General features: G+C 71.9%; 19 protein-coding genes. 7 read left to right on the top strand and 12 right to left on the bottom strand.

Translation table 11 applies throughout. From position 1 onward, the window contains the following. Positions 1 to 44 precede the first annotated feature (44 nt). On the top strand, positions 45 to 1,592 hold the full coding sequence (locus ACZ4E1_RS20020) for a vWA domain-containing protein (protein ID WP_467540903.1): 1,548 nt from the start codon (positions 45 to 47) through the stop codon (positions 1,590 to 1,592). A 115-nt stretch (positions 1,593 to 1,707) separates the two neighbouring features. Beyond that, positions 1,708 to 2,346 (top strand): TetR/AcrR family transcriptional regulator, encoded by a 639-nt coding sequence (locus tag ACZ4E1_RS20025; RefSeq protein ID WP_467540904.1) that lies wholly within the window; start codon positions 1,708 to 1,710, stop codon positions 2,344 to 2,346. Between the two features lie 9 nt (positions 2,347 to 2,355). On the opposite strand, the gene ACZ4E1_RS20030 is transcribed toward ACZ4E1_RS20025, so the two are convergent. The 4 genes from ACZ4E1_RS20030 to ACZ4E1_RS20045 form a co-directional block, all read right to left on the bottom strand. Beyond that, the gene (locus ACZ4E1_RS20030; protein ID WP_467540906.1) at positions 2,356 to 3,435 is read right to left on the bottom strand and encodes an alcohol dehydrogenase catalytic domain-containing protein; all 1,080 of its coding nucleotides are present in this window, start codon (positions 3,433 to 3,435) and stop codon (positions 2,356 to 2,358) included. A gap of 3 nt (positions 3,436 to 3,438) precedes the next feature. Continuing rightward, entirely contained in the window at positions 3,439 to 4,674 is a 1,236-nt protein-coding gene (locus ACZ4E1_RS20035; RefSeq protein ID WP_467540908.1) for an LLM class flavin-dependent oxidoreductase, read from the bottom strand. A 278-nt stretch (positions 4,675 to 4,952) separates the two neighbouring features. Beyond that, a complete protein-coding gene (locus ACZ4E1_RS20040; protein ID WP_467540909.1) occupies positions 4,953 to 6,167 on the bottom strand; it encodes an acyl-CoA dehydrogenase family protein in 1,215 nt (404 codons plus the stop codon). Between the two features lie 14 nt (positions 6,168 to 6,181). Further along, the gene (locus ACZ4E1_RS20045) at positions 6,182 to 6,649 is read right to left on the bottom strand and encodes an SCP2 sterol-binding domain-containing protein (RefSeq protein WP_467540911.1); all 468 of its coding nucleotides are present in this window, start codon (positions 6,647 to 6,649) and stop codon (positions 6,182 to 6,184) included. 83 nt (positions 6,650 to 6,732) lie between these two features. Here ACZ4E1_RS20045 and ACZ4E1_RS20050 point away from each other — a divergent pair, with 83 nt between their 5' ends. The 3 genes from ACZ4E1_RS20050 (at position 6,733) to ACZ4E1_RS20060 (ending at position 11,334) form a co-directional block, all read left to right on the top strand. Further along, entirely contained in the window at positions 6,733 to 7,407 is a 675-nt protein-coding gene (locus tag ACZ4E1_RS20050) for a TetR/AcrR family transcriptional regulator (RefSeq protein ID WP_467540913.1), read from the top strand. A gap of 206 nt (positions 7,408 to 7,613) precedes the next feature. Beyond that, a complete protein-coding gene (locus tag ACZ4E1_RS20055) occupies positions 7,614 to 9,545 on the top strand; it encodes an AMP-dependent synthetase/ligase (protein ID WP_467540915.1) in 1,932 nt (643 codons plus the stop codon). Positions 9,546 to 9,591: 46 nt separating this feature from the next. Further along, complete coding sequence (locus tag ACZ4E1_RS20060) at positions 9,592 to 11,334, top strand: GMC oxidoreductase (RefSeq protein ID WP_467540917.1); 1,743 nt, start codon at positions 9,592 to 9,594, stop codon at positions 11,332 to 11,334. A gap of 81 nt (positions 11,335 to 11,415) precedes the next feature. On the opposite strand, the gene ACZ4E1_RS20065 is transcribed toward ACZ4E1_RS20060, so the two are convergent. The 4 genes from ACZ4E1_RS20065 to ACZ4E1_RS20080 form a co-directional block, all read right to left on the bottom strand. Then, the gene (locus tag ACZ4E1_RS20065) at positions 11,416 to 12,198 is read right to left on the bottom strand and encodes an ABC transporter permease (protein WP_467540919.1); all 783 of its coding nucleotides are present in this window, start codon (positions 12,196 to 12,198) and stop codon (positions 11,416 to 11,418) included. Continuing rightward, positions 12,195 to 13,217, bottom strand: a complete 1,023-nt coding sequence (locus tag ACZ4E1_RS20070) for an ATP-binding cassette domain-containing protein (protein WP_467540921.1) — start codon at positions 13,215 to 13,217, stop codon at positions 12,195 to 12,197. Before ACZ4E1_RS20070 ends, ACZ4E1_RS20065 begins: the two co-directional genes overlap by 4 nt. A gap of 132 nt (positions 13,218 to 13,349) precedes the next feature. Further along, a complete protein-coding gene (locus tag ACZ4E1_RS20075) occupies positions 13,350 to 14,192 on the bottom strand; it encodes a DUF4097 family beta strand repeat-containing protein (protein ID WP_467540923.1) in 843 nt (280 codons plus the stop codon). Between the two features lie 115 nt (positions 14,193 to 14,307). After that, the gene (locus ACZ4E1_RS20080) at positions 14,308 to 14,829 is read right to left on the bottom strand and encodes a toxin-antitoxin system HicB family antitoxin (protein ID WP_467540925.1); all 522 of its coding nucleotides are present in this window, start codon (positions 14,827 to 14,829) and stop codon (positions 14,308 to 14,310) included. 650 nt (positions 14,830 to 15,479) lie between these two features. On the opposite strand from ACZ4E1_RS20080, the gene ACZ4E1_RS20085 reads away from it, so the two are divergent. Continuing rightward, positions 15,480 to 16,046 (top strand): RNA polymerase sigma factor, encoded by a 567-nt coding sequence (locus ACZ4E1_RS20085; RefSeq protein ID WP_467540927.1) that lies wholly within the window; start codon positions 15,480 to 15,482, stop codon positions 16,044 to 16,046. Here the strand turns inward: ACZ4E1_RS20085 and ACZ4E1_RS20090 are convergent. Beyond that, positions 16,023 to 16,541 carry a hypothetical protein gene (locus ACZ4E1_RS20090; protein ID WP_467540929.1) on the bottom strand — a complete coding sequence of 173 codons (519 nt, stop codon included), beginning with the start codon at positions 16,539 to 16,541 and terminating at the stop codon, positions 16,023 to 16,025. The genes ACZ4E1_RS20085 and ACZ4E1_RS20090 overlap by 24 nt on opposite strands. Positions 16,542 to 16,665: 124 nt before the next feature. Here ACZ4E1_RS20090 and ACZ4E1_RS20095 point away from each other — a divergent pair, with 124 nt between their 5' ends. Beyond that, positions 16,666 to 17,568 carry an alpha/beta fold hydrolase gene (locus ACZ4E1_RS20095; protein ID WP_467540931.1) on the top strand — a complete coding sequence of 301 codons (903 nt, stop codon included), beginning with the start codon at positions 16,666 to 16,668 and terminating at the stop codon, positions 17,566 to 17,568. A gap of 10 nt (positions 17,569 to 17,578) precedes the next feature. Here ACZ4E1_RS20095 and ACZ4E1_RS20100 read toward each other — a convergent pair whose 3' ends face one another. The 3 genes from ACZ4E1_RS20100 to ACZ4E1_RS20110 form a co-directional block, all read right to left on the bottom strand. Beyond that, positions 17,579 to 17,785: a hypothetical protein gene (locus ACZ4E1_RS20100; RefSeq protein ID WP_467540933.1), complete on the bottom strand. Its 207-nt coding sequence runs from the start codon at positions 17,783 to 17,785 to the stop codon at positions 17,579 to 17,581. A 121-nt stretch (positions 17,786 to 17,906) separates the two neighbouring features. After that, complete coding sequence (locus tag ACZ4E1_RS20105; RefSeq protein WP_467540935.1) at positions 17,907 to 18,422, bottom strand: putative immunity protein; 516 nt, start codon at positions 18,420 to 18,422, stop codon at positions 17,907 to 17,909. A gap of 36 nt (positions 18,423 to 18,458) precedes the next feature. Then, entirely contained in the window at positions 18,459 to 20,132 is a 1,674-nt protein-coding gene (locus tag ACZ4E1_RS20110) for a tetratricopeptide repeat protein (protein ID WP_467540937.1), read from the bottom strand. Positions 20,133 to 20,138 lie beyond the last annotated feature (6 nt).

Raw genomic sequence — 20,138 nt, forward strand, 5'->3', positions numbered from 1 at the left:
AGGACGCCGGTGACACCGGCGTGCGAAGCGACGGGAGGGGCGGCATGGAAGACCGTACGGACAGGACCCGCGGCCGGGGGAGGCGCCGCGGCGGCGCGCTGGCCGTGGCCGCGCTCGCCGGCGGGCTGCTGCTCACCGGATGCAGCGCCTCCGGCCACAGCATGGCCTCCGACGAGAGCAAGCGGATGCCGGCCGCCGGGTCGGGCCCCGGTGGCGCGGCAGCCTCGGCCGCCCCCGACGACGAGCACCGCGACATGAGCGACAACCGCTCGACCTTCGCCCTCGACGTCGACACCGCCTCCTACGGCTACGCCCGGCGCACCCTCGCCGACGGCCGGCTGCCCGAGCCGGACACCGTGCGCCCCGAGGAGTTCGTCAACAGCTTCCGGCAGGGCTACCGGCGCCCCGAGGGCAACGGCTTCTCGGTGACCGTGGACGGTGCCCGGTCCGGCGCCGACGGCTGGCGGCTCATGCGGGTCGGCCTCGCCACGGCCCAGGCCTCCGCCTCCTCCGAACGCCCGCCCGCCGCCCTCACGTTCGTCATCGACATCTCCGGCTCCATGGCCGAGCCCGGGCGCCTCGACCTCGTCAAGGAGTCCCTCGGCACCCTCACCGACCAGCTCGGCGCCGACGACTCCATCGCCGTCGTCACCTTCAGCGACGAGGCCGAGACCGTGCTGCCGATGACCCGGCTCGGCGCCCGCGACGGCGCCGCCCGCGACCGCGTCCACCGCGCCGTCGACCGGCTCGAACCCACCGACTCCACCAACCTCGACGCGGGCATCCGCACCGGCTACGACACCGCCGTCGAAGGCGTGCGGGACGGCGCCACCAACCGCGTCGTGCTGCTGTCCGACGCCCTCGCCAACACCGGCGAGACCTCCGCCGACGCCATCCTCGAACGGATCGGGGACGCCCGCCGCGAGCACGGCATCACCCTGTTCGGCGTCGGCGTCGGCAGCGACTACGGAGACGCCCTGATGGAACGCCTCGCCGACAAGGGCGACGGCCACACCACCTACGTCTCCACCCCCGCCGACGCCCGCAAGGTCTTCGTCGACCAGCTGCCCGCCACCGTGCAGCTGCGCGCCCGCGACGCCAAGGCCCAGGTCGTCTTCGACCGCGAGAACGTCACCGACTTCCGGCTCCTCGGCTACGACGACCGGCGCGTCGCCGACGACGACTTCCGCGACGACACCGTCGACGGCGGCGAGGTCGGCCCCGGCCACACCGTGACCGCCCTCTACGCCGTCAAGCTCCGCGAGGGCGCCGAGGGCCGTGTCGCCCGGGCCACCGTCCGCTGGCTCGACCCCGAGACCCGGGCCCCGCGCGAGCGCGGCGGCACCGTCTCGGCCGCCGCCCTCGACCGCCCCCTGTGGTCGAAGGCGACCCCGCCCCGGCTGCGCCTGTCCGCAGCCGCCGCCTACTTCGCCCACCGCCTCGGCGGCGCGGGCGCGACCCCGTTCCCCGGCGAGCCGTCCCTCGACCGGCTCGCCGCCCACGTACGGGAGTTGGGCGCGTCCACCGAGGACCCGGACGTGCAGGGCCTGGGGGAGGCGATCGAGGAGGCGGACGGACTGCGGCGGGCGTAGCCGGCCTTCCGGCTGCGGCCCGTCAGAAATGCCGGGCGAGCGCTCCGCCCACTGGTTGATCAACTGATTCAAGCGGCTGATGGAATTACGAGAAGGCTGCTCTATGCTGCCGGGCATGGCCTCCAGCGCAGCGAACCGGCAGGGTGACGCCACCCGGCAGCAGTTGATCAAGGCGGCGGAGCGCCTGTTCGCCACCCAGGGCGTGGACGCCGTCTCGGTCCGCGCGGTCAACGCCGCGGCGGGCCAGGGACCGGCCTCCGTGCACTACCACTTCGGTTCCAAGGAGAACCTGGTGGCGGCCGTCCTCCTCGGCGTCGGCGCCGCCGTCCGCGACGAGATCGCGGCGAACTGCGACGCCCTGGCCCAGCGGCACGAGGCGCCCACGCCCGCCGAGGTCGTCCGCGCCCTCACCGACCCGTACCTCGCCCTGCTCCTGCGCCACCGGGTGCGCGGCATGCGCTGGGTGCAGATCGTGGTGCAGATCTCGCGCGACGGCCGCCCGGCCGTCGAGTCCACCGGCCAGGACGCCGTCGCGGCTAGCCTGCGCGAGCAGGTGGGGCGCGCCTTCCCCGACTGCGACGCCGAACGGATCGATCTGCGCTGGCCGTTGGTGGTGATGGGCTTCCTCCAGATGCTGAGCCACGCCGACGGACTCGGCGGCCGGGGCGCCCGCCTGGGCCGCGACGAACTCGTCGCGTTCTACGAGGACCTGGTCACCTTCGTCATCGGCGGCGCGGAGCGCATGCTCGGCTGAGCCCCGCCCTCAGCCCTGCCGGTGACCCGTGCCGTGGGGGAGTACGAGGATCTTCACGTGCTCGGCGGGGGAGCGCAGAGCGGCGAAGGCCTCGGGGACCTCGTCGAGAGGGATGCGGGACGTGATGATCGCCTCGGCGTCGATCTCGCCGTCGGCCAGCCGCCGCAGCACCGTCTCGTACGCGTTCTCGGTGGGCCCGTGGCCGAAGTTCACGGCGATGCGCCGCAGTTGACCGACCACGGGGATGATCGTCTCGTCGGCGAACGGCGCCGCGAGGACCTGGATCCGCGAGTCGTAGGGAAGCCGGTGCAGCAGCCCGCCCAGCATCCCGGCCCGCCCGCTGCACTCGTACGCGATGAGGATCCCGTCGCCCGTCTCCCGTGTCCCGCCTTGTTGGACGAGGGAGTTGTAGAGCTCGATCGGGTCCTGCTCGGCGGGGTCGACGACGTGGTCCGCGCCCATCCTCGCGGCGAGTTCGCGGCGCTTGGGCGAGGGCTCGGAGGCGATGACGGTGCGGACGCCGCGGGCCTTTGCCGCGACGATCGCGCCGAGGCCGATCGTGCCGCACCCGATCACCAGCGCCGAGTCCGCGGCGGTGAGCCCGGAGCGCTGGACGTGCATCTCGCCGACGTGCAGCGGTTCGGCGAGCGCCGCGTGTTCCAGCGAGAGCCCGTCGGGCACGTGCCGGGCCCAGAACGCGTCCACGGTGATGAAATCGCCGAACGCCCCGTGGTACGTGTTCGAGTAGCCGATGATCGTCGGGACGCCGGTGGCCGGATCGGTGACGATGCCGAGGCCCGCCACGCGGTCGCCGACGGAGAAGTCGCTCACCTCGGCGCCCGCCTCCGTGACGACGCCGGAGAACTCGTGGCCGAGCACGATCGGGCGCTCCGGATCGAACCGGGCGAGTGGATAGTCGGCCCCCTCGACCACCTCGCAGAACCGGTCCGCGTCCTTCGACACCGTCAGATCGCTGCCGCAGATGCCGCACGCGGCGACCTCGACGCGGAGCTGACGCGGTCCGAGGGGCGGGAGCTCGGGCACGTCGGCCAGACGGAACTCGCCCTTGAGGAACTGCACCGCGCGCACGGCTCAGGCCTCCTTCGCGCCGACCGGCGCTTCGGTGGGGGCTTCGGCGGGTGTCTGCGCGGGCGCTTCTCCGGGCTCGCCGTAGTACTCGGTGTGCGCCTTGGTGATCGCCCCGGCCAGCTGCCCGATGAGCTGCTCGCGGTGGTCCTCGGCGAACTGGAGGCTGGCCTGGCGGTTCCGGTTCCGGTTGCGGAAGTGCGGGACGACCTCGGAGGCGAAGAGTTCGTAACTGCGCTTGGTGTCCTCCCAGTTGGCCATGTCCACGTGCAGCACCAGCATCGTGCCGAAGCCGCCCGTCTTCTCGATCAGCGCCTCGATCCTGGCGACGGCCTGGTCCGGGGTGCCGATGACGGCCTGCCCGAACTCGCCGAGGGAGTTGTGGCGCCAGAAGTCGATGACGCCCTGCGGGGTGGCCGCCCAGTCCGGGTAGCGGCCGGTCTGCCGGTTCGCGTACGCGGCCATGGCCTGGATGCGGCGGCTGACCGCGCGCTCGGCGTCGGCCTGCGTCTCGGCGAGGAACATCGGGTTCACCAGGCGCCAGCGGGCGCGGTCGGCGACATGCCCGTGCTCGGCGGAGACCTTCTCGTAGATCTCCCAGTTCCGGTCCAGCGCTTCGAAACCGGCGGGCGAACTCGCGGCGAGCGACAGCAGCGACAGGCCGTGCTTCCCGGCGAGCACCGAGCCGTTCGGGGAGACGGTGGAGGCGGCGACGACCTCGATGCCGGCCGGATCGTACGTCGGCAGTTGGGCGCGGGCCTCGCGGAGCGTGAACCAATCCGTCTCCCGCGACACCACCTCGCCGCGCAGCAGCGGCAGCACGACCTCCAGCGCCTCACCCTGCATGCGCCGCTGCTCGGCCGGGTCGATGCCCATCATGCGCGCGTCCAGCGGGATCTTCCCGGGGCCGGTCCCCAGGATCACCCGGCCCCGGGTCTGCAGATCGAGCTGCGTGATGCGGTCGACGGTGATCAGCGGATGGTGGTACGGCAGCGAGACCACACCCGTGCCGAACCGGATCCGGGACGTCCGCTCGGCCGCCGCCGCGATGAACTGGTCCGGCGCGGGCACGATCTCGGCCCCCGTCGAATGGTGCTCACCCATCCACGCCTCCTCGAACCCGAGGTGGTCCAGATGGGTCATGAGATCGATGTCCCGCCGCAACTGGAGCGCGGGATCCGCGTCCAGCGGGTGGAACGGGGCGAGGAAGGCCCCGAACTTCAGTGATTCGGCCGTCCACATCGTTGAACTTCCCCTCACTTGACGCTGCGTTGCACCTGGTTGCACCTGGCGGAGCGGTCACGGGAGCACCCGGGCATCCCTGGCGAAGCGGGCCCGACGCCTGGTTGTGTATCACGCATTTCAATCACGTGATAGAACTTTTACCGCTGACCGGGACCGCCCCCCGGGCATGCCTCAGGCCCGCGCTGCGTGGGGAACCAGCGCGGGCCTGAACCGACTTCTCCCGGATGTGGTGGGTCGATCGGACGTGTGGTGGGCCGATCGGACGTGTGGTGCGTCTACCGGATGTGCCGCCCCGAGATCGCCCGGGCGATGACCAGGCGCTGGATCTCGCTCGTGCCCTCGAAAATGGTGTAGATCTTCGCGTCCCGGTACATGCGCTCCACGGGGTGCTCGCGGCTGTAGCCGGCGCCGCCGAGGACCTGGACGGCCTTCTCCGTCGCCGACACCGCGAGCTCGCCCGCGCGGAGCTTCGACATCGAGCCCTGGCCCGCGTCGAAGGTCTTGTCGTTGCGGGCCATCCACGCGGCCTGCCAGATGAGGAGGCGGCAGGCCTCGATCTCCGTACGGATGTCCGCGAGAGCGAAGGCGATGGCCTGGTTGTCGATGATCGGGCGGCCGAACGCCTCGCGCTCGCCCGCGTAGTCGAGCGCGTACTCGTACGCGGCGCGGGCGATGCCGAGGGCCTGTGCGCCGACGGTGGGGCGGCTGACCTCGAACGTGGACATCGCGGCCTGGCCGCGACCGCCCCGGGTCCCCTCACGGGCCCGCGCGAGACGGGCGTCGAGCTTCTCCTTGCCGCCGAGCAGGCAGTGGCCCGGGACCCGTACGTCGTCGAGGAAGACATCGGCGGTGTGCGAGGCGCGCAGGCCCAGCTTCCTGATCTTGCGGGCTCCTTCCAGGCCCGGGGTGCCCGGCGGCACGATGAACGCGGCCTGGCCGCGCGAGCCCAGCTCCGGGTCCACGGAGGCGACGACCACGTGCACGTTCGCTATGCCGCCGTTGGTGATCCAGGCCTTCTGGCCGGACAGCACCCATTCGTCCTTGGCCCCGTCGTAGCGAGCCCGCGTCCGCATCGCCGCCACGTCCGATCCGGCCTGCGGCTCGGACACGCAGAACGCGGCGAGCTTCGGGTCCGTCGCGTCGCCGAAGCACTGCGGCACCCACTCGGCCAGCTGGTCGGGGGTGCCGGAGGAGAAGATCCCGGCCACCGCGAGCGAGGTGCCGAACAGCGACATGCCGATGCCCGCGTCGCCCCAGAACAGCTCCTCGTTGGCGATCTGCAGGGAGATCCCCGTCGGGTCGCCGAACAGCTCGGCCAGCGACTCGAACCCGTACAGGCCGATCTTCGCGGCCTCCCGGATCACCGGCCAGGGAGTCTCCTCGCGCTCGTCCCACTCCGCCGCCGCGGGGCGTACGACCTCCGCCGCGAAGCCGTGCACCCAGTCCCGCAGCTCCCGCTGCTCCTCGTCCAGTTCGAGAGAGAACACCATGCCGACCGCGCCCCCTAGGCCTTCGGGATGTCGAAGTAGCGGGTCAGGCCGGAGGCGAGCGCGACATCGCCCGCGATCTTGACCTTGCGCATCATGAACATGGTGACGGGCGAGGAGTTGCCCGAGACCAGCTTGAGGAAGTCGGCGTCGCCCATGATGAGCGTGACACGCGGCTCCGCGTCCGAGCGGCCCTCGGTGACCGTGCAGCTGCCCTTCGAGATGTGCGTCTCGTAGACGGCTTCCGGATTGTCGCCCTGCCCCGTGACCTTCCAGCGGATCAGCGCCTCGAGCTGCCCGGCGGCCTCCGGCTTGAACTGCCGCTCCATGCGCCCGAAGACCTCTTTCAGGACGCGTCCGCGCAGCTCGGCGTCCTGCGCGATCGTGTTGATCTCCTTCGCGGACAGACCCTTGACGATCCGTGCGAACTCCTCGGGCGTGACGCTCGCGAAGTCGAGGCCCGCGATCTCGTCGGCACCGCTCATGGAAGTCTCCCTCGTTAAGGTTCTTACTAACCAGTAAGATTACTGCTTGGTAAGGTTACGGCGACGTAGATAGGCTGACAAGGGTGACGGGGACACGGGGAGCGACTCAAGGGCGCACGGCAGGCCGGCGCAAGCGCGTGCCGCGCGAAGTGCGCGAGCAGCAGATCATCGACGTGGCCGTGGGCGTCTTCGCCAAGCGCGGCTATCACGCGGCCAGTGTCGACGAGATCGCTGAACTCGCCGGGATCTCCAAGCCGATGGTCTATCTCTACCTCGATTCCAAAGAGGGCCTGTTCCTCGCCTGCCTGCGGCGCGAGGCCGCGCGTCTGGTCGCCGCCTTCCAGGACGCGGCACGCGGCGCCGGCGCCGCCCCCGAACTGCGGCTCTACGCCGGCCTCTCCGCGTTCTTCGCCTTCGTCGCCGAGCACCGTGACAGCTGGGTCGTGCTCCACCGCCAGGCCTCCGAGCTCAGCGAGGCGATCGCCGCGGCCGTCGCCGAGGCGCGCCGCGCGGTCATGGCCGAGGTGTCCGGACTGATCAGCGACGGCATCAGCGACAGCGGGCGCGGCGAGCGACTGCGCGACCAGGACGCCGACTTCGTCGCCCACGCCCTGGTCGGCGCCGCCGACGCGCTCACCGACTGGACCGAGCGGAACCCGGGCCAGTCGCCCGACGGCGTCGCCCTGCGGCTCATGAACATGGTGTGGGTGGGCATGCGCGACGTGCTCGACGGCGAAGCCTGGCTGCCCCGCGACTGACCTCGCCTCCCGCCCTCCCGCCGACGGGCGCACCCCGCCCGGCTCCTCCCGTCGGGACCGCCCGGCTTCTCTCGTACGGACCGCCCGGATCCTCCCGTACGGATTCCTGCGTGACCCGTTGAATTTTCCCTACGCGTGGGTAAGTTGACCTCCCAGTAAGTACGAGCAAGCACCGGAGTCCAGCAGCCGCGCGACCGGGAGCCGTCATGGGCGTACGCAAGGATCTGAAGCGGGCCAGGAAGCGAAGCGACCTCGCCGAACGGGCCACACCCGAACTCGTCAGGGACGCAGACGGAACCGTCCGCGAGGCGCATGTCGCCCCGCTCGCCGCACCGCCCACCGACGGCTCCACCCCCGCCGACATCCCGTACACGAACGCCGCCGAGGTTCCGGACGCCGTCGTGCTGCGCCGGAAGGAGGCGGGGGAGTGGAAGCCGGTCACCGCGGCCGCCTTCGCCCGCGAGATCACCGCCGCCGCCAAGGGGCTGATCGCCGCCGGACTCGAACCCGGCGGTCGCGTCGCCCTCATGTCCCGCACCCGCTACGAGTGGTCGGTCCTCGACTTCGCGATCTGGGCCGCCGGTGGCCAGACCGTCCCCGTCTATGCCACCTCCTCACCCGAGCAGATCGAATGGATCCTGCGGGACTCCGGCGCCCGCCACCTCATCGTCGAGACCCCGGAGAACGCCGCAGCCGCCGAGACCGCCCTCGCCGCACTCCCCGAGGACGACCGCCCCGGCGTCCGGCAGCTGGACGCCGGCGCCGTGCTCGAACTCGCCACGCTGGGCCGCGACATACCCGACGAGGAAGTCACCAAGCGGCGCGCCGCCCTCACCCCCGACACCATCGCCACCGTCTGCTACACCTCCGGCACCACCGGACGCCCCAAAGGCTGCGTCCTCACCCACGGCAACCTGTACGCCGAGGCCGCCAACACCGTCGAGCTCCTCCACCCCATCTTCAAGGCCATCACCGGCCAGACCGCCTCCACCCTCCTCTTCCTCCCCCTCGCCCACATCCTCGGCCGCACCATCCAGATCGCCTGCCAGCTCGCCCGCATCGAACTCGGCCACTGCCCGAGCATCAAGCCCGACGAACTGCGCCCCGAACTCCGCTCCTTCCGCCCCACCTTCGTCGTCGGCGTCCCCTACCTCTTCGAGAAGATCCACGAGACCGGACGCGCCACCGCCGAGAAGATCGGACGCGGCGCCTCCTTCGAACGAGCCGACCGCATCGCCGTCCGGTTCGCCGAAGCCCACCTCACCCGCTTCCTGGACGGCGGCCAGGGCCCGGCCCCGGCCCTCCGGCTCGCCGCAGGCCTCTACGACCTCCTCGTCTACCGCCGCGTCCGCAAGGAACTCGGCGGTCGCCTGCGCTACGCCATCAGCGGCGGCTCCCCCCTCGACCGCAACCTCAACCTCTTCTTCTACACAGCCGGCATCGTCGTCTACGAGGGCTACGGCCTCACCGAGACCTCCGCCGCCGCGACCATCACCCCACCGCTGCGCCCACGCCCCGGCACCGTCGGCCTCCCCGTACCCGGCACCACGATCCGGATCGCCGACGACGGCGAAGTGCTCGTCAAGGGCGGCATCGTCTTCGGCGCCTACTGGCAGAACCAGGCCGCGACCGACGAAGTCCTCGACCCCGACGGCTGGTTCGCCACCGGTGACCTCGGCGAACTCGACGCCGACGGCTACCTCCGCATCACCGGCCGCAAGAAGGACATCCTCGTCACCAGCGGCGGCAAGAACGTCTCCCCGGCCGTCCTGGAGGACCGCCTGCGCAGCCGCTCACCCGTCGGCCAGTGCATCGTCGTCGGCGACAACCGCTCCTACATCGCCGCCGTCATCACCCTCGAACCCGAGTCCGTCGCCCACTGGCTCAGCGTGCGCAAACTCCCCGCCGACACCCCCATGTCCGAGGTGATCGCCGACCCGCGCATCGTCGCCGCCGTCCAGAAGGCCGTCGACTACGCCAACGAGGCCGTCTCCCGCGCCGAGTCCATCCGCAAGTTCACCCTGGTCGACGGCGAGTTCACCGAGGACAACGGACTGCTCACCCCCTCCCTGAAGATCAAACGCACAGCGGTCATGACGGCGTACGCCCGCGAGATCGAGGAGCTGTACGGTGCCTGATTCTGTGCCTGTGCCTGTGCCTGTGCCTGCGTCAGAGTCTGAGTCTGTGCCTGCGTCGCAGCCCGAGGCCGCGTCTCGGCGCGAGCCCGGCACGGACTATGACGTCGTCGTCGTGGGCTCCGGATTCGGCGGCTCCGTCTCCGCCCTGCGACTCACCGAGAAGGGCTACCGCGTCGCCGTCCTCGAAGCCGGCCGCCGCCACACCCGCGACACCCTGCCCCGCACCTCCCTCGCCCTCCGCGACTACCTCTGGGCACCCCGCCTCGGCATGTACGGCATCCAGCGCGTCCACCTGATGAAGAACGTCATGGTGCTCGCCGGCGCCGGAGTGGGCGGCGGCTCCCTCAACTACGCCAACACTCTCTACGTCCCCCCGACCCCCTTCTTCCGCGACCGCCAGTGGGCCGACATCACCGACTGGCAGCGCGAGCTCGCTCCCTATTACGACCAGGCCCGCCGCATGCTCGGCGTGCGCACCAACCCCACCACCACCGAGGCCGACGAACTGCTGCGGGACGCGGCCGGACGGATGGGCGCGGGGGACACCTTCCGGCTCACGCCCGTGGGCGTGTTCTTCGGCGACGGTGAGGACGCCGACGGTTCGACAACGGCCGGGCCGGGCACGGAAGTTCCCGATCCCTACTTCGGAGGTGCCGGACCCGCCCGCACCGCCTGCACCGAATGCGGCTCCTGCATGACCGGCTGCCGCGTCGGAGCCAAGAACACCCTCACCGAGAACTACCTCCACCTCGCCGAACGAGCCGGCGCCGAGGTCCGCCCCATGACCACGGTCACCGCCGTCCGTGAACTCGCCGACGGCACACACGAGATCACCACCGTGCCCACGAACAGACAGCGCCGCGGCCCCCGCACCGTGCTGCGCGCCCGCCGCGTCGTCCTCGCCGCCGGCACCCACGGCACCCAGACCCTGCTGCACCGCATGAAAGCCGACGGGACCCTGCCCCGCCTCTCGGACCGGCTCGGCGTGCTCACCCGCACCAACTCCGAGGCCCTCGTCGGCGCCCTGACCTGGCCGCGGCGGCTCGGGCGCAAGGACATCGACTTCACCCGCGGCGTCGCCATCACCTCGTCCGTCCACCCGAACCCCACCACCCACATCGAGAACGTCCGCTACGGCAAGGGCTCCAACCTCATGGCCCTCCTCTGCGTCCCGCAGTACCGCCAGAACCTGCCCAAGCCGCTCGCCGCCGCCCTCGCCTTCCTCTCCCACCCGGTCCTCGTCGCCCGCACCGTCGTCCTGCGCCGCTGGTCCGAGCGGACCATCATCGGCCTTGTCATGCAGACCCACGACAACTCCCTCACCACGAGCCTCACCCGGCGCGGCCTGCTCACCGCCGAGCAGGGCCACGGCACGCCCAACCCCGTGCACATCCCGGAGGGCTGGGAGGCGGCGGGCCTCATCGCCGAATCCATCAACGGATTCGCCGGCACGAACCTCGGTGAGCTGCTCGGCAAGCCGCTCACCGCCCACTTCCTCGGCGGCTGCCCGATCGGGGCGACGCCGGAGCGCGGGGTCGTCGACCCCTATCACCGGCTGCACGGGCATCCGGGGATCTCGGTGGTGGACGGTTCGGCGGTCTCCGCGAACCTCGGCGTGAACCCGTCCCTGACGATCACGGCGCAGGCCGAGCGGGCCATGTCGTACTGGCCGAACAAAGGGGAGAAGGACCCGCGGCCCGCGCCGGGGGCCGGGTACGCGGACCTGAGCCCGGTCATGCCGAAGGCCCCGGCCGTTCCGGCGGGGGCGTTCGGCGCGCTGAGGTGGTGAGCGGGCGGCGCTGAGATGGTCTTCGGCCGGTGGTGCGCGGGCGGGCGGTCAGCGCACGGTCAGCGGATGGTCAGCGTTCGGTCAGCGCTTGGTGGTGCTGTTGAACCTCGAGCGGGACCAGACGTAGCCGATGGAGGCGATGATCGTGCACCAGGCCAGCGAGATCCACCCGCTGTTGCCGATCTCCGTACCCGACAGCAGCCCGCGCAGTGTCTCCGTCATGGGGGTGAACGGCTGGTTCTCGGCGAACCAGCGCAGTCCCGGTGACATGGAGTCGGCGGGCACGAAGGCGGAGCCGAGGAAGGGGAGGAACTGGACGAGCAGCGGCTTGTTGCTCGCGGACTCGACCGTCTTGGAGATCAGACCCAGCGCCGCCGACAGCCAGGTCACCGCGAACGCGATCGCGGCCAGGAGCCCGGCCGCGGCCAGCCACTCCAGCACGGTGGCGTCCGACCGGAAGCCGACGGCGAACGCGACACCGACGACCGGCACGAGACACGCCATCGTCTGCACGACGCTGCCGATCACATGCCCGGTCATGAACGAGGAGCGGGTGATGGGCATGGTGCGGAAGCGGTTGATGATGCCCTCGGTCATGTCCTGGCAGACCGCGATCGAGGTCGACATCGACCCGGACGCCACGCCCATGATGATGATGCCGGGCGTCAGATAGTTCACGTAGGTGTCGCGACCGCCGCCCATGCCGGCGCCGATCGAGTCACCGAAGGCGTACGCGAACAGCAGCAGCATGAGGATCGGCGTCAGGGCGCTGCCGAAGCCGACCGCCGGGTAGCGGACGGCGTGCTTGAGGTTGCGCCGCAGCATGATCCGGGAGTCGTGCACGGCGTAGGCGAGCGAACTCATCGCAGGGTCTCCTTGATGTGCAGCTGGGCGGCGGCGGGGTCGGTGGTGCCCGTGCCCTCGCCGGTCAGGGCAAGGAACACGTCGTCCAGGTCGGGGGTGTGCACGGAGAAGTCGGCGGTACGGATGCCGGCGGCGTCGAGCCGGTCGAAGAGGGTGCGCAGCGCGTCGAGGTCACCGCCGCCCGCGAGCCGCAGCGCCAGGTTCTCGTCGTCCCGGGCCGCGCTCGGGAAGGCCGCTCCTGCCTGTTCGTAGGCGGCGAGGTCGTCGAAGCGCAGGCGTACGTGACTGCCGGGGATCTGCGCCTTGAGCTCGTCGGCGGTGCCCTCGGCGACGATCCGGCCCCCGTCGAGCACAGCGATCCGGTCGGCCAACTGGTCGGCCTCCTCAAGGTATTGGGTGGTGAGGAAGACGGTGGTGCCGTTCGCGACGAGCCCGCGCACGGTGTCCCACATGGTGCGGCGGCTGCGTGGGTCGAGCCCGGTCGTCGGCTCGTCCAGGAAGATCACCTGGGGGTCGCCGACCAGGGTCATCGCGAGGTCGAGCCGCCGGCGCATGCCGCCGGAGAAGGTCGCGGCGCGGTTCTTGGCGACGTCCGCGATGTCGAACCGTTCGAGGAGCGCCTGGGTGCGGGCCCGGCCCTCGCGTCGGCCGAGGCGCAGCAGGTCGGCCATGAGCAGCAGGTTCTCCTCGGCGCTGAGGAGGTTGTCGAGCGCGGCGAACTGGCCGGTGACGCCGATCGCGGCGCGTACGGCGTCGGGTTCGGCGGTGATGTCGTGGCCGGCGACCTGGGCGTGGCCGCCGTCCGCGCCGACCAGCGTGGAGAGGATCTCCACGGTGGTGGTCTTGCCGGCGCCGTTCGGCCCGAGCAGGGCGAAGACGCTGCCGGCGGGGATGCGCAGATCGATGCCGTCGAGGACGGTCTTGTCCCCGTAGGACTTGCGGAGGCCGACGGCGGAGATCGCGGGGGCGGTCGAGGCCGAGGTGGCTGTTTTGGGCGTGGGCATGACAGATGAAGGCATGGAGCCCTCCTGGTGGGGGCCGGGGTGAAGGTGAAGGTGGTGGCGATGGTGAACGTGTCGGGGCGCCGGGCGGGCCCGGTGAGGGCCGGGGTGAGAGCGCTGATGTGGGGGAGCCGCTCGCGGGCGCGGGGCTCAGGGGCGGGCGCGGCGGACCTCGATGTTGCCCGCGCGCGTACGGGCGTGGATCTTGACGGTGCGTTCCGTCTCCACGGGCGGGGCGGCGTCGGCGAGGGTGTTGTGCACCTGTCCGTGCGCCGAGTTGACGTCGAGCCAGGCGGCGGTGCCCTCGCGGACCCCTACCTCGATGCTGCCGTACCCGGTGTCCAACTGGACGACCCCGGAGGTGACTTCGCCGAGTCGCAGAGTGCCGTACGCCGTGGTGGCGGTGACCGAGTCCTCGGCCCGGGTGATGTCGACCTCTCCGTGCGCGCCGCTCGCCCGGAGCTCGCCCGTCACGGTGCCGACGGTGATGTTGCCGTGGGAGTTCTTGAGGACGGCGGCGCCGTCGATGACGCCGACGCGCACATTGCCGGAACTCGTGGAGAGGTCGGCGGTACCTTCCACGCGGGTGACGTGGATCGCGCCGTGTGCGGCGCTGACCTGGAGCGGCCCGGTCTCGTCGAGGCGGATGTTGCCGCCGGAGGTCTTCACGTGGACCTCGCCGAGTCGCCCGTCGCCGAGCACCTGGGTCCAGGACCCGGTCACGTCGACGCGGGATCCCGCGGGCAGCTCGACCGTCACGTCGACGGCGCCGGCGGGACCGATGAAGCGCCGATCCCTCGTCCGCACGGTCAGGATGCCACCCGTGTACGCGACCTCGGTCTGCTCGGCGGCCTTGATGTCCTTGTCCCGCTTCGGGCTGCCGGGGCGGACCTCGACGACCGTGTCGGGCCGGTCGCTCGCGGCGAACCGGATGGAGCCGGCGCCCACGTGAGCGGTGACGGAGATCGGTTCCGGAGTGTCGAAAGAAGGCATGGCTGTTCCGTCCTTCTGGGTCGGGTGGCGTCCCTGCTGGTGGGACGCGGTGGAAGTGAGGTGAGGTGGAGTCGGGCGACGCGGAGTCGGGTGAGGTGTTCCGGGCCGGGCGCGGTCAGCGCACCCAGCCGGTGAAGCTCTGTCCTACGGAGCGGCTCTTCTCCTGGGGGCGCGGGGTGGTGCCGCCGGTGTCGAGGGCGCCGGACACCGCGCGGACGAGCCAGGCGTTGACCGACAGTCCCTCGCGGGTCGCGGCCTCTTCGGCGCGGGCCTTGAGGTGTGCCGGCAGTCGCAGGTTGACCCGTGCCGTCCCGCCCTCGTCGGTCTCGGCGACGGGTGCCGGCGTGGGCGGGGCGGGGGCGGCCACCGGGGGCTCGGCGCGCGGGGCGTCGCTCGGGGGCGGAGTCACCACGAAGTCGGGGTCGAGCCCGCGCAGCCGTACGTCGACCGAGCCCGGGGCGAGCTCGACGGTGATCTCGTCCATCGCGGCGGACAGGGCGTTGAGCAGGGTCAGGCGGGTCGCCGACTCCAGCGGGGCGGTGAGGCGTTCGGCCAGGGCGCGGGCTTCGTCGCCGCCGGCTTCGGCGGCCACCGCGAGCTCCCGTTGGAGCGACTCGACGTACGGCTTCAGGTCCATGACGTCATAGTGGCACCACTGTGGTGCCATGCGCAAGCCGTGTGGAGAAAATTGGCGCCACGGTGGCTCCGGGTGGCGCCATCTGGCGCCGCGTGGCATCTGGAGGTGAGGGAGGGGTTCGGGTGGGGGTGGATGGCCGGCCTGGGTGGAGGGTTGCTGTGGGTCGGGACTCGGCTCGGTTCCGGTGTGGTGCCCAGGCGGTGGGCGGGAGTTGGCGGAGTGAGGGAGGCGTGATGGGGCGGGACGGTTGCGGTCGCGGGTGGCGTCGGAGCGTGACGGGAGGCGTGGGGAGGAGGAGCGGCGGGAGAGGGTGGGCGGCATCCGCAGGTGCCCGAGGCGTCACGGGTGGCACCCTCTGGTGCCACGTGGTGCCAGATGGTGCCACCGGGTGCCATACGGCGGCGGACGGTACCTGGTGGTGCCGGAGTCGTACGGGGGCCGGCCCGGGCTGCGCCCGCTGTCACCCGGAGGAAGTCGTCGTCGCACCGGCGAGCGCCACCCGCTCGCACCGCAGGGACCCCGGACACTCCGTCGGGTCGCAGCGGCGCGTCCCGACGCGGGCCACACACCGACCGGGGCGAGACCCGCGCGACTCGGCAGGTGGGGGCGAGCCCCACGCGGGCCCCGCTCTCCGCACTAGGGTCACCTCCATGCCTTTCGACGGGACGGGTGGGGCGGCGTCAGGGCCTGGGTCCGGGCCGGGGGCCGAAGCGGTCGCGGAGTTGGTGCGGGGTGCGCAGAGCGGCGACGTCCTGGCCATGGACGAGCTGCTCGGCGTTCTCGCTCCGTACGTGGGCCGGATCTGCGGGCCGATCGCGTTGCAGGACGGGCCGGACGCGGCGCAGGAGGCGCTGATCGCGGTGTTCCGGGGGATAGGGCGACTCAAGGAGCCCGCCGCACTGTTCGGTTGGGTGCGGGCGATCGCGGTGCGAGAGGCGATCAGGTGGGCCGAGCGGCGCCGTCGCCGTCAGACCGTGCCCGTGGAGCGGGCGGAGTGGGACGAGCTGCCCACGACGACCGGGGAGGATCCCGAACTCGCCTCAGACATCGCCGACGTGCTGCGGCGCCTGGCCCCCGAGCACCGCGCGGTCCTGGTGCTGCGGCACGTGGAAGGACTCGGCGAGCAGGAGGTCGCGGAGCTGCTCGACCTCCCTGTCGGTACGGTCAGGTCGCGGCTCTTCCGCGCCCGGAGGTCATTCCGCTCGGGGTGGGGCTGACCTGGAGGCGACCCGTGCGGCCAGCTGGTCCAGCATCCGTTCGGCGCGGCGCGCGGACCACGGGGCCCGTACCCGGTCCGCGAGCTGCCCGCCGGGGATCCGCAGGCTGCTGTAGAAGGCGAAGAGGCAGCCGTCGTCACCGTCCGCCCTGGCCGCCATGCCACTGCCCAGCACCGCGCTCTGCATCAGGCACCAGCCGGGCCGCAGCACGATGTCGAACCGCTCCCGGTGTCCCAGTGCGCTGAGCGCCCGCCCTTCGAAACGGTCCCCGGCACCGGCACCTCCGCCCTCGCCCGCAGGTGTCACGGCGAAGGAGCGCAACCCGGAGACGAGCAGGGGCAGTTCGTTCTCGAGGTCGGAGGCGACGGCCCACACGCGTGCGACAGGGAACGCGAAGCGGCGCTCCGCGTAGACGGGCCGGCCGGACGCGCCCGCGATGACCTTCAGCCGGCGCACCGGATCCAGCTCGGCCGTGGGCCAGCCGCCACTGTTCATCCCCGATGCTCCTTTCGCGCAGAAATCCTTGGCCCGCAGAAATTCTCGGAATCCGAGGGAGTGCTTCGGTGTCCGCCCGCCCCTTCCTCCATGAGACCAGACAAGCGAACCCCGGGGAGAGCCCATGGAGACCTTCGAGAGCCGACCGCAGTCAACCGGGTCCGAAGAGCCGCAGGACGTGCGGCACCGGTACGTGACCGTACGAGACGGTCTGCGCCTGCACATCACCGAGTCCGGACAGGGCGAGCCCGTGCTCCTCCTGCACGGGTTCCCGCAGCACGGGACCGCCTGGCGCCGCCTGACCCCGCTCCTCGGCGATCAGTACCGCCTGATCTGCGTGGACCAGCGAGGCTTCGGCCGCTCCGACGCGCCGCCCACCGGCTACGACACGGACACCCGCGTCGCCGACGTCATCGCCCTGCTCGACGCGCTCGATCTCGACCGGGTCCACCTCATCGGGCACGACTGGGGTGCCTGGACGGGCTTCCACCTGTGCCTGCGCGCACCTCGGCGGGTGACGCGCTTCCTGGCGTTGAACATGATGCATCCCTGGCCCCGCCACCGCAGACTGCTGCCGCAGGCCTGGCGCTTCTGGTACACGGCCCTGCTCGAACAGCCGCTCCTGGGCCGCTGGTTGCTGCGCAAGCGCCCCGCCTTCACCCGCCACCTCCTGCGCCGAGGAGTGGTGGATCAGGCGGCCTGGGCGTCCGCCGAGCTCGACGAGTACACCCGCTCCAGCGCCGAGCCCGACCGGGCTCGCGCCGGCGAGGCCCTCCACCGGGCCTTCGCCCTGCGCGACATCGCCCGCCTCGCCCTGGGCCGGTACAAGAAGCTGCACCTCGCCACGCCCACCGTGATCCTCGGCGGCGAACGGGACTTCATGCTGCCCCCGTCCGTCCTCACACCCCCGGGCGCGGCCCGCGCGAGTGACCTCCGCATAGAGGTGCTGCCGGACGTCGGCCACTACGCGCACCAGGAGCGCCCCGACGCGGTGGCCGAGGCGGCCCGGACCCTCTTCGGGAGATGACCGCCGGGACTCAGCCGCGCTGCCGTGCCAGCAGCCGCGCGCCGAACCCGTAGTAGAGACCGAGCAGCACGCCCCCGACGGCGGCGACGATCCCCGTGGCCCGCCCGCTGCCCACCGCATCCGTGAGCATGAGGGCGGCGGCGTACACGGTCGGCAGCCACCAGTTGAATCTGGCGCGCGCGGTCGGCTTGGGCTTCTCCATCTGATCCCCCGTCATAGCGATGTCGTAGTCGGGGTGATCCTTCCAGCCACGCAGGAAACCGGAGAGGAATTTGGAAAATGTGTACGAGGGCGAGGGGTGCCGGCGCGCATGCACGGTGCCCACCCCGACCCCCACCTCAACACTCGAAGACGGACCAGCAGATGTCGTTCCGCAGCCGCTGGTCGTCGAGCACGAGGGCACGGATCGCGTCCGGCAGGCGGTCCCGCTGCCACCGGCACTCGCGGCGCCCCGCGACCTCCGCCTCGCCCTTCGGCGCTGCGGCCCGGGCGGCCTTGATCGCGTACGCGGCCGCGCCGAGTTCGTGGGCGGCGACATGGGCGACGACGGCGGCCTGTCCGGCGGCGTACGCGGCGTTCCGGGCGGCACCCTTCAGATCCCGCGCCGCCCCCATCGCATGGCCGCCCGCCGCCCGGGTCTCCATCATCGTGAACTCCCCGCGCACCCAGGCCCGCGCGTACGCGATCGCCTCCCGGGGCCGGGGATCGTCGGGCCGCTCCGCCTCGAACAAGGGCAGGACGTGCTCTGCGCAGTCGGCGGCCCACAGAGCCAGCAGATGGTGATCGTCGTCGGTGAGCGTCCCGCCGCGGCGGATCGTGATGAAACGGGGGTCTCTCACCTTGGGCAGGATCATGCCCGCACGGTAGCGGCCGACGACCGCCGAGGCGGGTCAGGCAGCCAACTTCTCCTTCACCGCGGCCAGTTCCTCGTCCGGCCTGACCATCCGGGAGATGACGTCCAGGTCGTCGGGGCTGTAGCGGGCGCGCACGTCGTCCCAGTGCTCGGCGGCGGCCTCCAGTGGCTCGACGGCCTCGGTGAGCCGCCCCAGCCGGTGCAGCACCAGCCCGTAGTACCCGGCTGCCTCCCAGCGGTACACGGCGTCGCCGCCCTGCTCCCAGGGCACACGCAGGAAGGGCTCGGCCTCGGCGTGTGCGCCGCGCTGGGCCTTCAGCTTGCCCGCGAGCATGCTGTTGAGCCCGGACCCGTCCTCGGCGGCGCGCAGGTACCAGCGCTCGGCCTCCCGATAGTCCCGGTGGTGTTCGGAGAGCCAGCCCATGTGGTGGCACGCGTCGTGATGTCCCGCCTCGGCGGCCGTCCGGTACCACTGATCGCGCAGTACGCGCTCGCGCCGCTTGTCGTACGCCTCGGCGAGGTCATGCGCCGCCTGCGGGTCCCCGGCCAGCGCGGCGGGCTCGATCAGCCGGAGCAGCTGGGCCGCGTCCGCGCCGCCCCAGTCGCGGACGATCCGGGCGTAGGCGAACCCGGCCTGGACGTCGCCGGCCTCGGCCCGCTCACGCAGCCCGGGCAGCCGGTCCAGGTCCTTGCCAGGTGCGGCGGTCTCGCCCGCGCGGATCGCGGCGATCCGGGCGAGCTGCTCGACGACGTCCTCGTCGTCCTCGCCGACCGTCCGGAACCAGCGTTCGGCCTCCTCGTAGCGCCGCTGCCGCTTGCACAGGAGGGCGAGATTCCACTGCGCCGCCTGATGACCGTACCCGGTCGCGACCCGGTACCAGCGTTCGGCCTCGACGAGATCGCCGCGCTGCTCGTGCAGGACCCCGAGTGCGTACGAGGCCCCCTGGTATCCCGCTTCGTGCGCGCCGTGCAGCAGATCCAGCGCCTCCGGCCAGACCGCGTCGCCGCCCGTCTCCGTCAGGAACACGGCGTGGTCCACCCGGGCGGACGCGGAGAGCGCGGACGCCCGCCGGTACAGGGCGGCGGCCTCGGTGGTCAGGCCCGGATAGGTGCGGAAGTGCCTCTCCAGGTCGAAGAGCGGGCGCAGCGCCTCGACCGCGGCGCCCTCGTCCCCCTCGGCCTCGGCGGCGTCGAGGTCCGCCGCGACACGGTCGAAGTCCGCGCGGATCGAGTCGAACAGCTGCGACCAGCGGAAGACCGCGATGTCGCCGAGCTCGATGTCGCTCATCAGGAACTTCGACGCCTCGCCGAGCTTCCCCTCGGCCGCGAGCAGCTTGCCGAGTTCGATCTTGCAGTCGAGATGCCGCCCGTCCTCCCACCCGCGCCGGAACCACTCGACGGCCTCGGGATCCCCGTTCTCCCGCAGCAGCACCCCGAGCCCGTACGCGCTCGGCGCGTGCCGCTCGGCGACGGCCCGGTACAGCGCGTCCGCCCCCGCCCGGTCACCCCGGACCTTCCGGTACCGGGCCAGCGTGTAGTGCGAGAAGGCGTCCCCGGCCGCCACGGCCCGCTCCCAGTACGGGATGCCCTCGTCCACGTACGAATTGAGCACGAAGAAGTCGGTCCCCCGCCGAGCCCCCTGAGCGTCCCCGGAAACCGCAGCGGCGACCAGAGCCTCACCGCGCGCCTGTATGTCCTGCGTGGTCGTCATGATCAC

It is taken from the genome of Streptomyces sp. NPDC025806 (assembly GCF_055558275.1).

Bases quoted from the DNA above. Each gene is read 5' to 3' on its own strand.
- ACZ4E1_RS20020 (WP_467540903.1), top strand. From the start codon at position 45: ATGGAAGACCGTACGGACAGGACCCGCGGCCGGGGGAGGCGCCGCGGC.
- ACZ4E1_RS20025 (WP_467540904.1), top strand. From the start codon at position 1,708: ATGGCCTCCAGCGCAGCGAACCGGCAGGGTGACGCCACCCGGCAGCAG.
- ACZ4E1_RS20035 (WP_467540908.1), bottom strand. From the start codon at position 4,674: ATGTGGACGGCCGAATCACTGAAGTTCGGGGCCTTCCTCGCCCCGTTC.
- ACZ4E1_RS20040 (WP_467540909.1), bottom strand. From the start codon at position 6,167: ATGGTGTTCTCTCTCGAACTGGACGAGGAGCAGCGGGAGCTGCGGGAC.
- ACZ4E1_RS20045 (WP_467540911.1), bottom strand. From the start codon at position 6,649: ATGAGCGGTGCCGACGAGATCGCGGGCCTCGACTTCGCGAGCGTCACG.
- ACZ4E1_RS20055 (WP_467540915.1), top strand. From the start codon at position 7,614: ATGGGCGTACGCAAGGATCTGAAGCGGGCCAGGAAGCGAAGCGACCTC.
- ACZ4E1_RS20065 (WP_467540919.1), bottom strand. From the start codon at position 12,198: ATGAGTTCGCTCGCCTACGCCGTGCACGACTCCCGGATCATGCTGCGG.
- ACZ4E1_RS20070 (WP_467540921.1), bottom strand. From the start codon at position 13,217: ATGCCTTCATCTGTCATGCCCACGCCCAAAACAGCCACCTCGGCCTCG.
- ACZ4E1_RS20075 (WP_467540923.1), bottom strand. From the start codon at position 14,192: ATGCCTTCTTTCGACACTCCGGAACCGATCTCCGTCACCGCTCACGTG.
- ACZ4E1_RS20080 (WP_467540925.1), bottom strand. From the start codon at position 14,829: ATGGACCTGAAGCCGTACGTCGAGTCGCTCCAACGGGAGCTCGCGGTG.
- ACZ4E1_RS20085 (WP_467540927.1), top strand. From the start codon at position 15,480: ATGCCTTTCGACGGGACGGGTGGGGCGGCGTCAGGGCCTGGGTCCGGG.
- ACZ4E1_RS20090 (WP_467540929.1), bottom strand. From the start codon at position 16,541: ATGAACAGTGGCGGCTGGCCCACGGCCGAGCTGGATCCGGTGCGCCGG.
- ACZ4E1_RS20095 (WP_467540931.1), top strand. From the start codon at position 16,666: ATGGAGACCTTCGAGAGCCGACCGCAGTCAACCGGGTCCGAAGAGCCG.
- ACZ4E1_RS20100 (WP_467540933.1), bottom strand. From the start codon at position 17,785: ATGACGGGGGATCAGATGGAGAAGCCCAAGCCGACCGCGCGCGCCAGA.
- ACZ4E1_RS20105 (WP_467540935.1), bottom strand. From the start codon at position 18,422: ATGATCCTGCCCAAGGTGAGAGACCCCCGTTTCATCACGATCCGCCGC.
- ACZ4E1_RS20110 (WP_467540937.1), bottom strand. From the start codon at position 20,132: ATGACGACCACGCAGGACATACAGGCGCGCGGTGAGGCTCTGGTCGCC.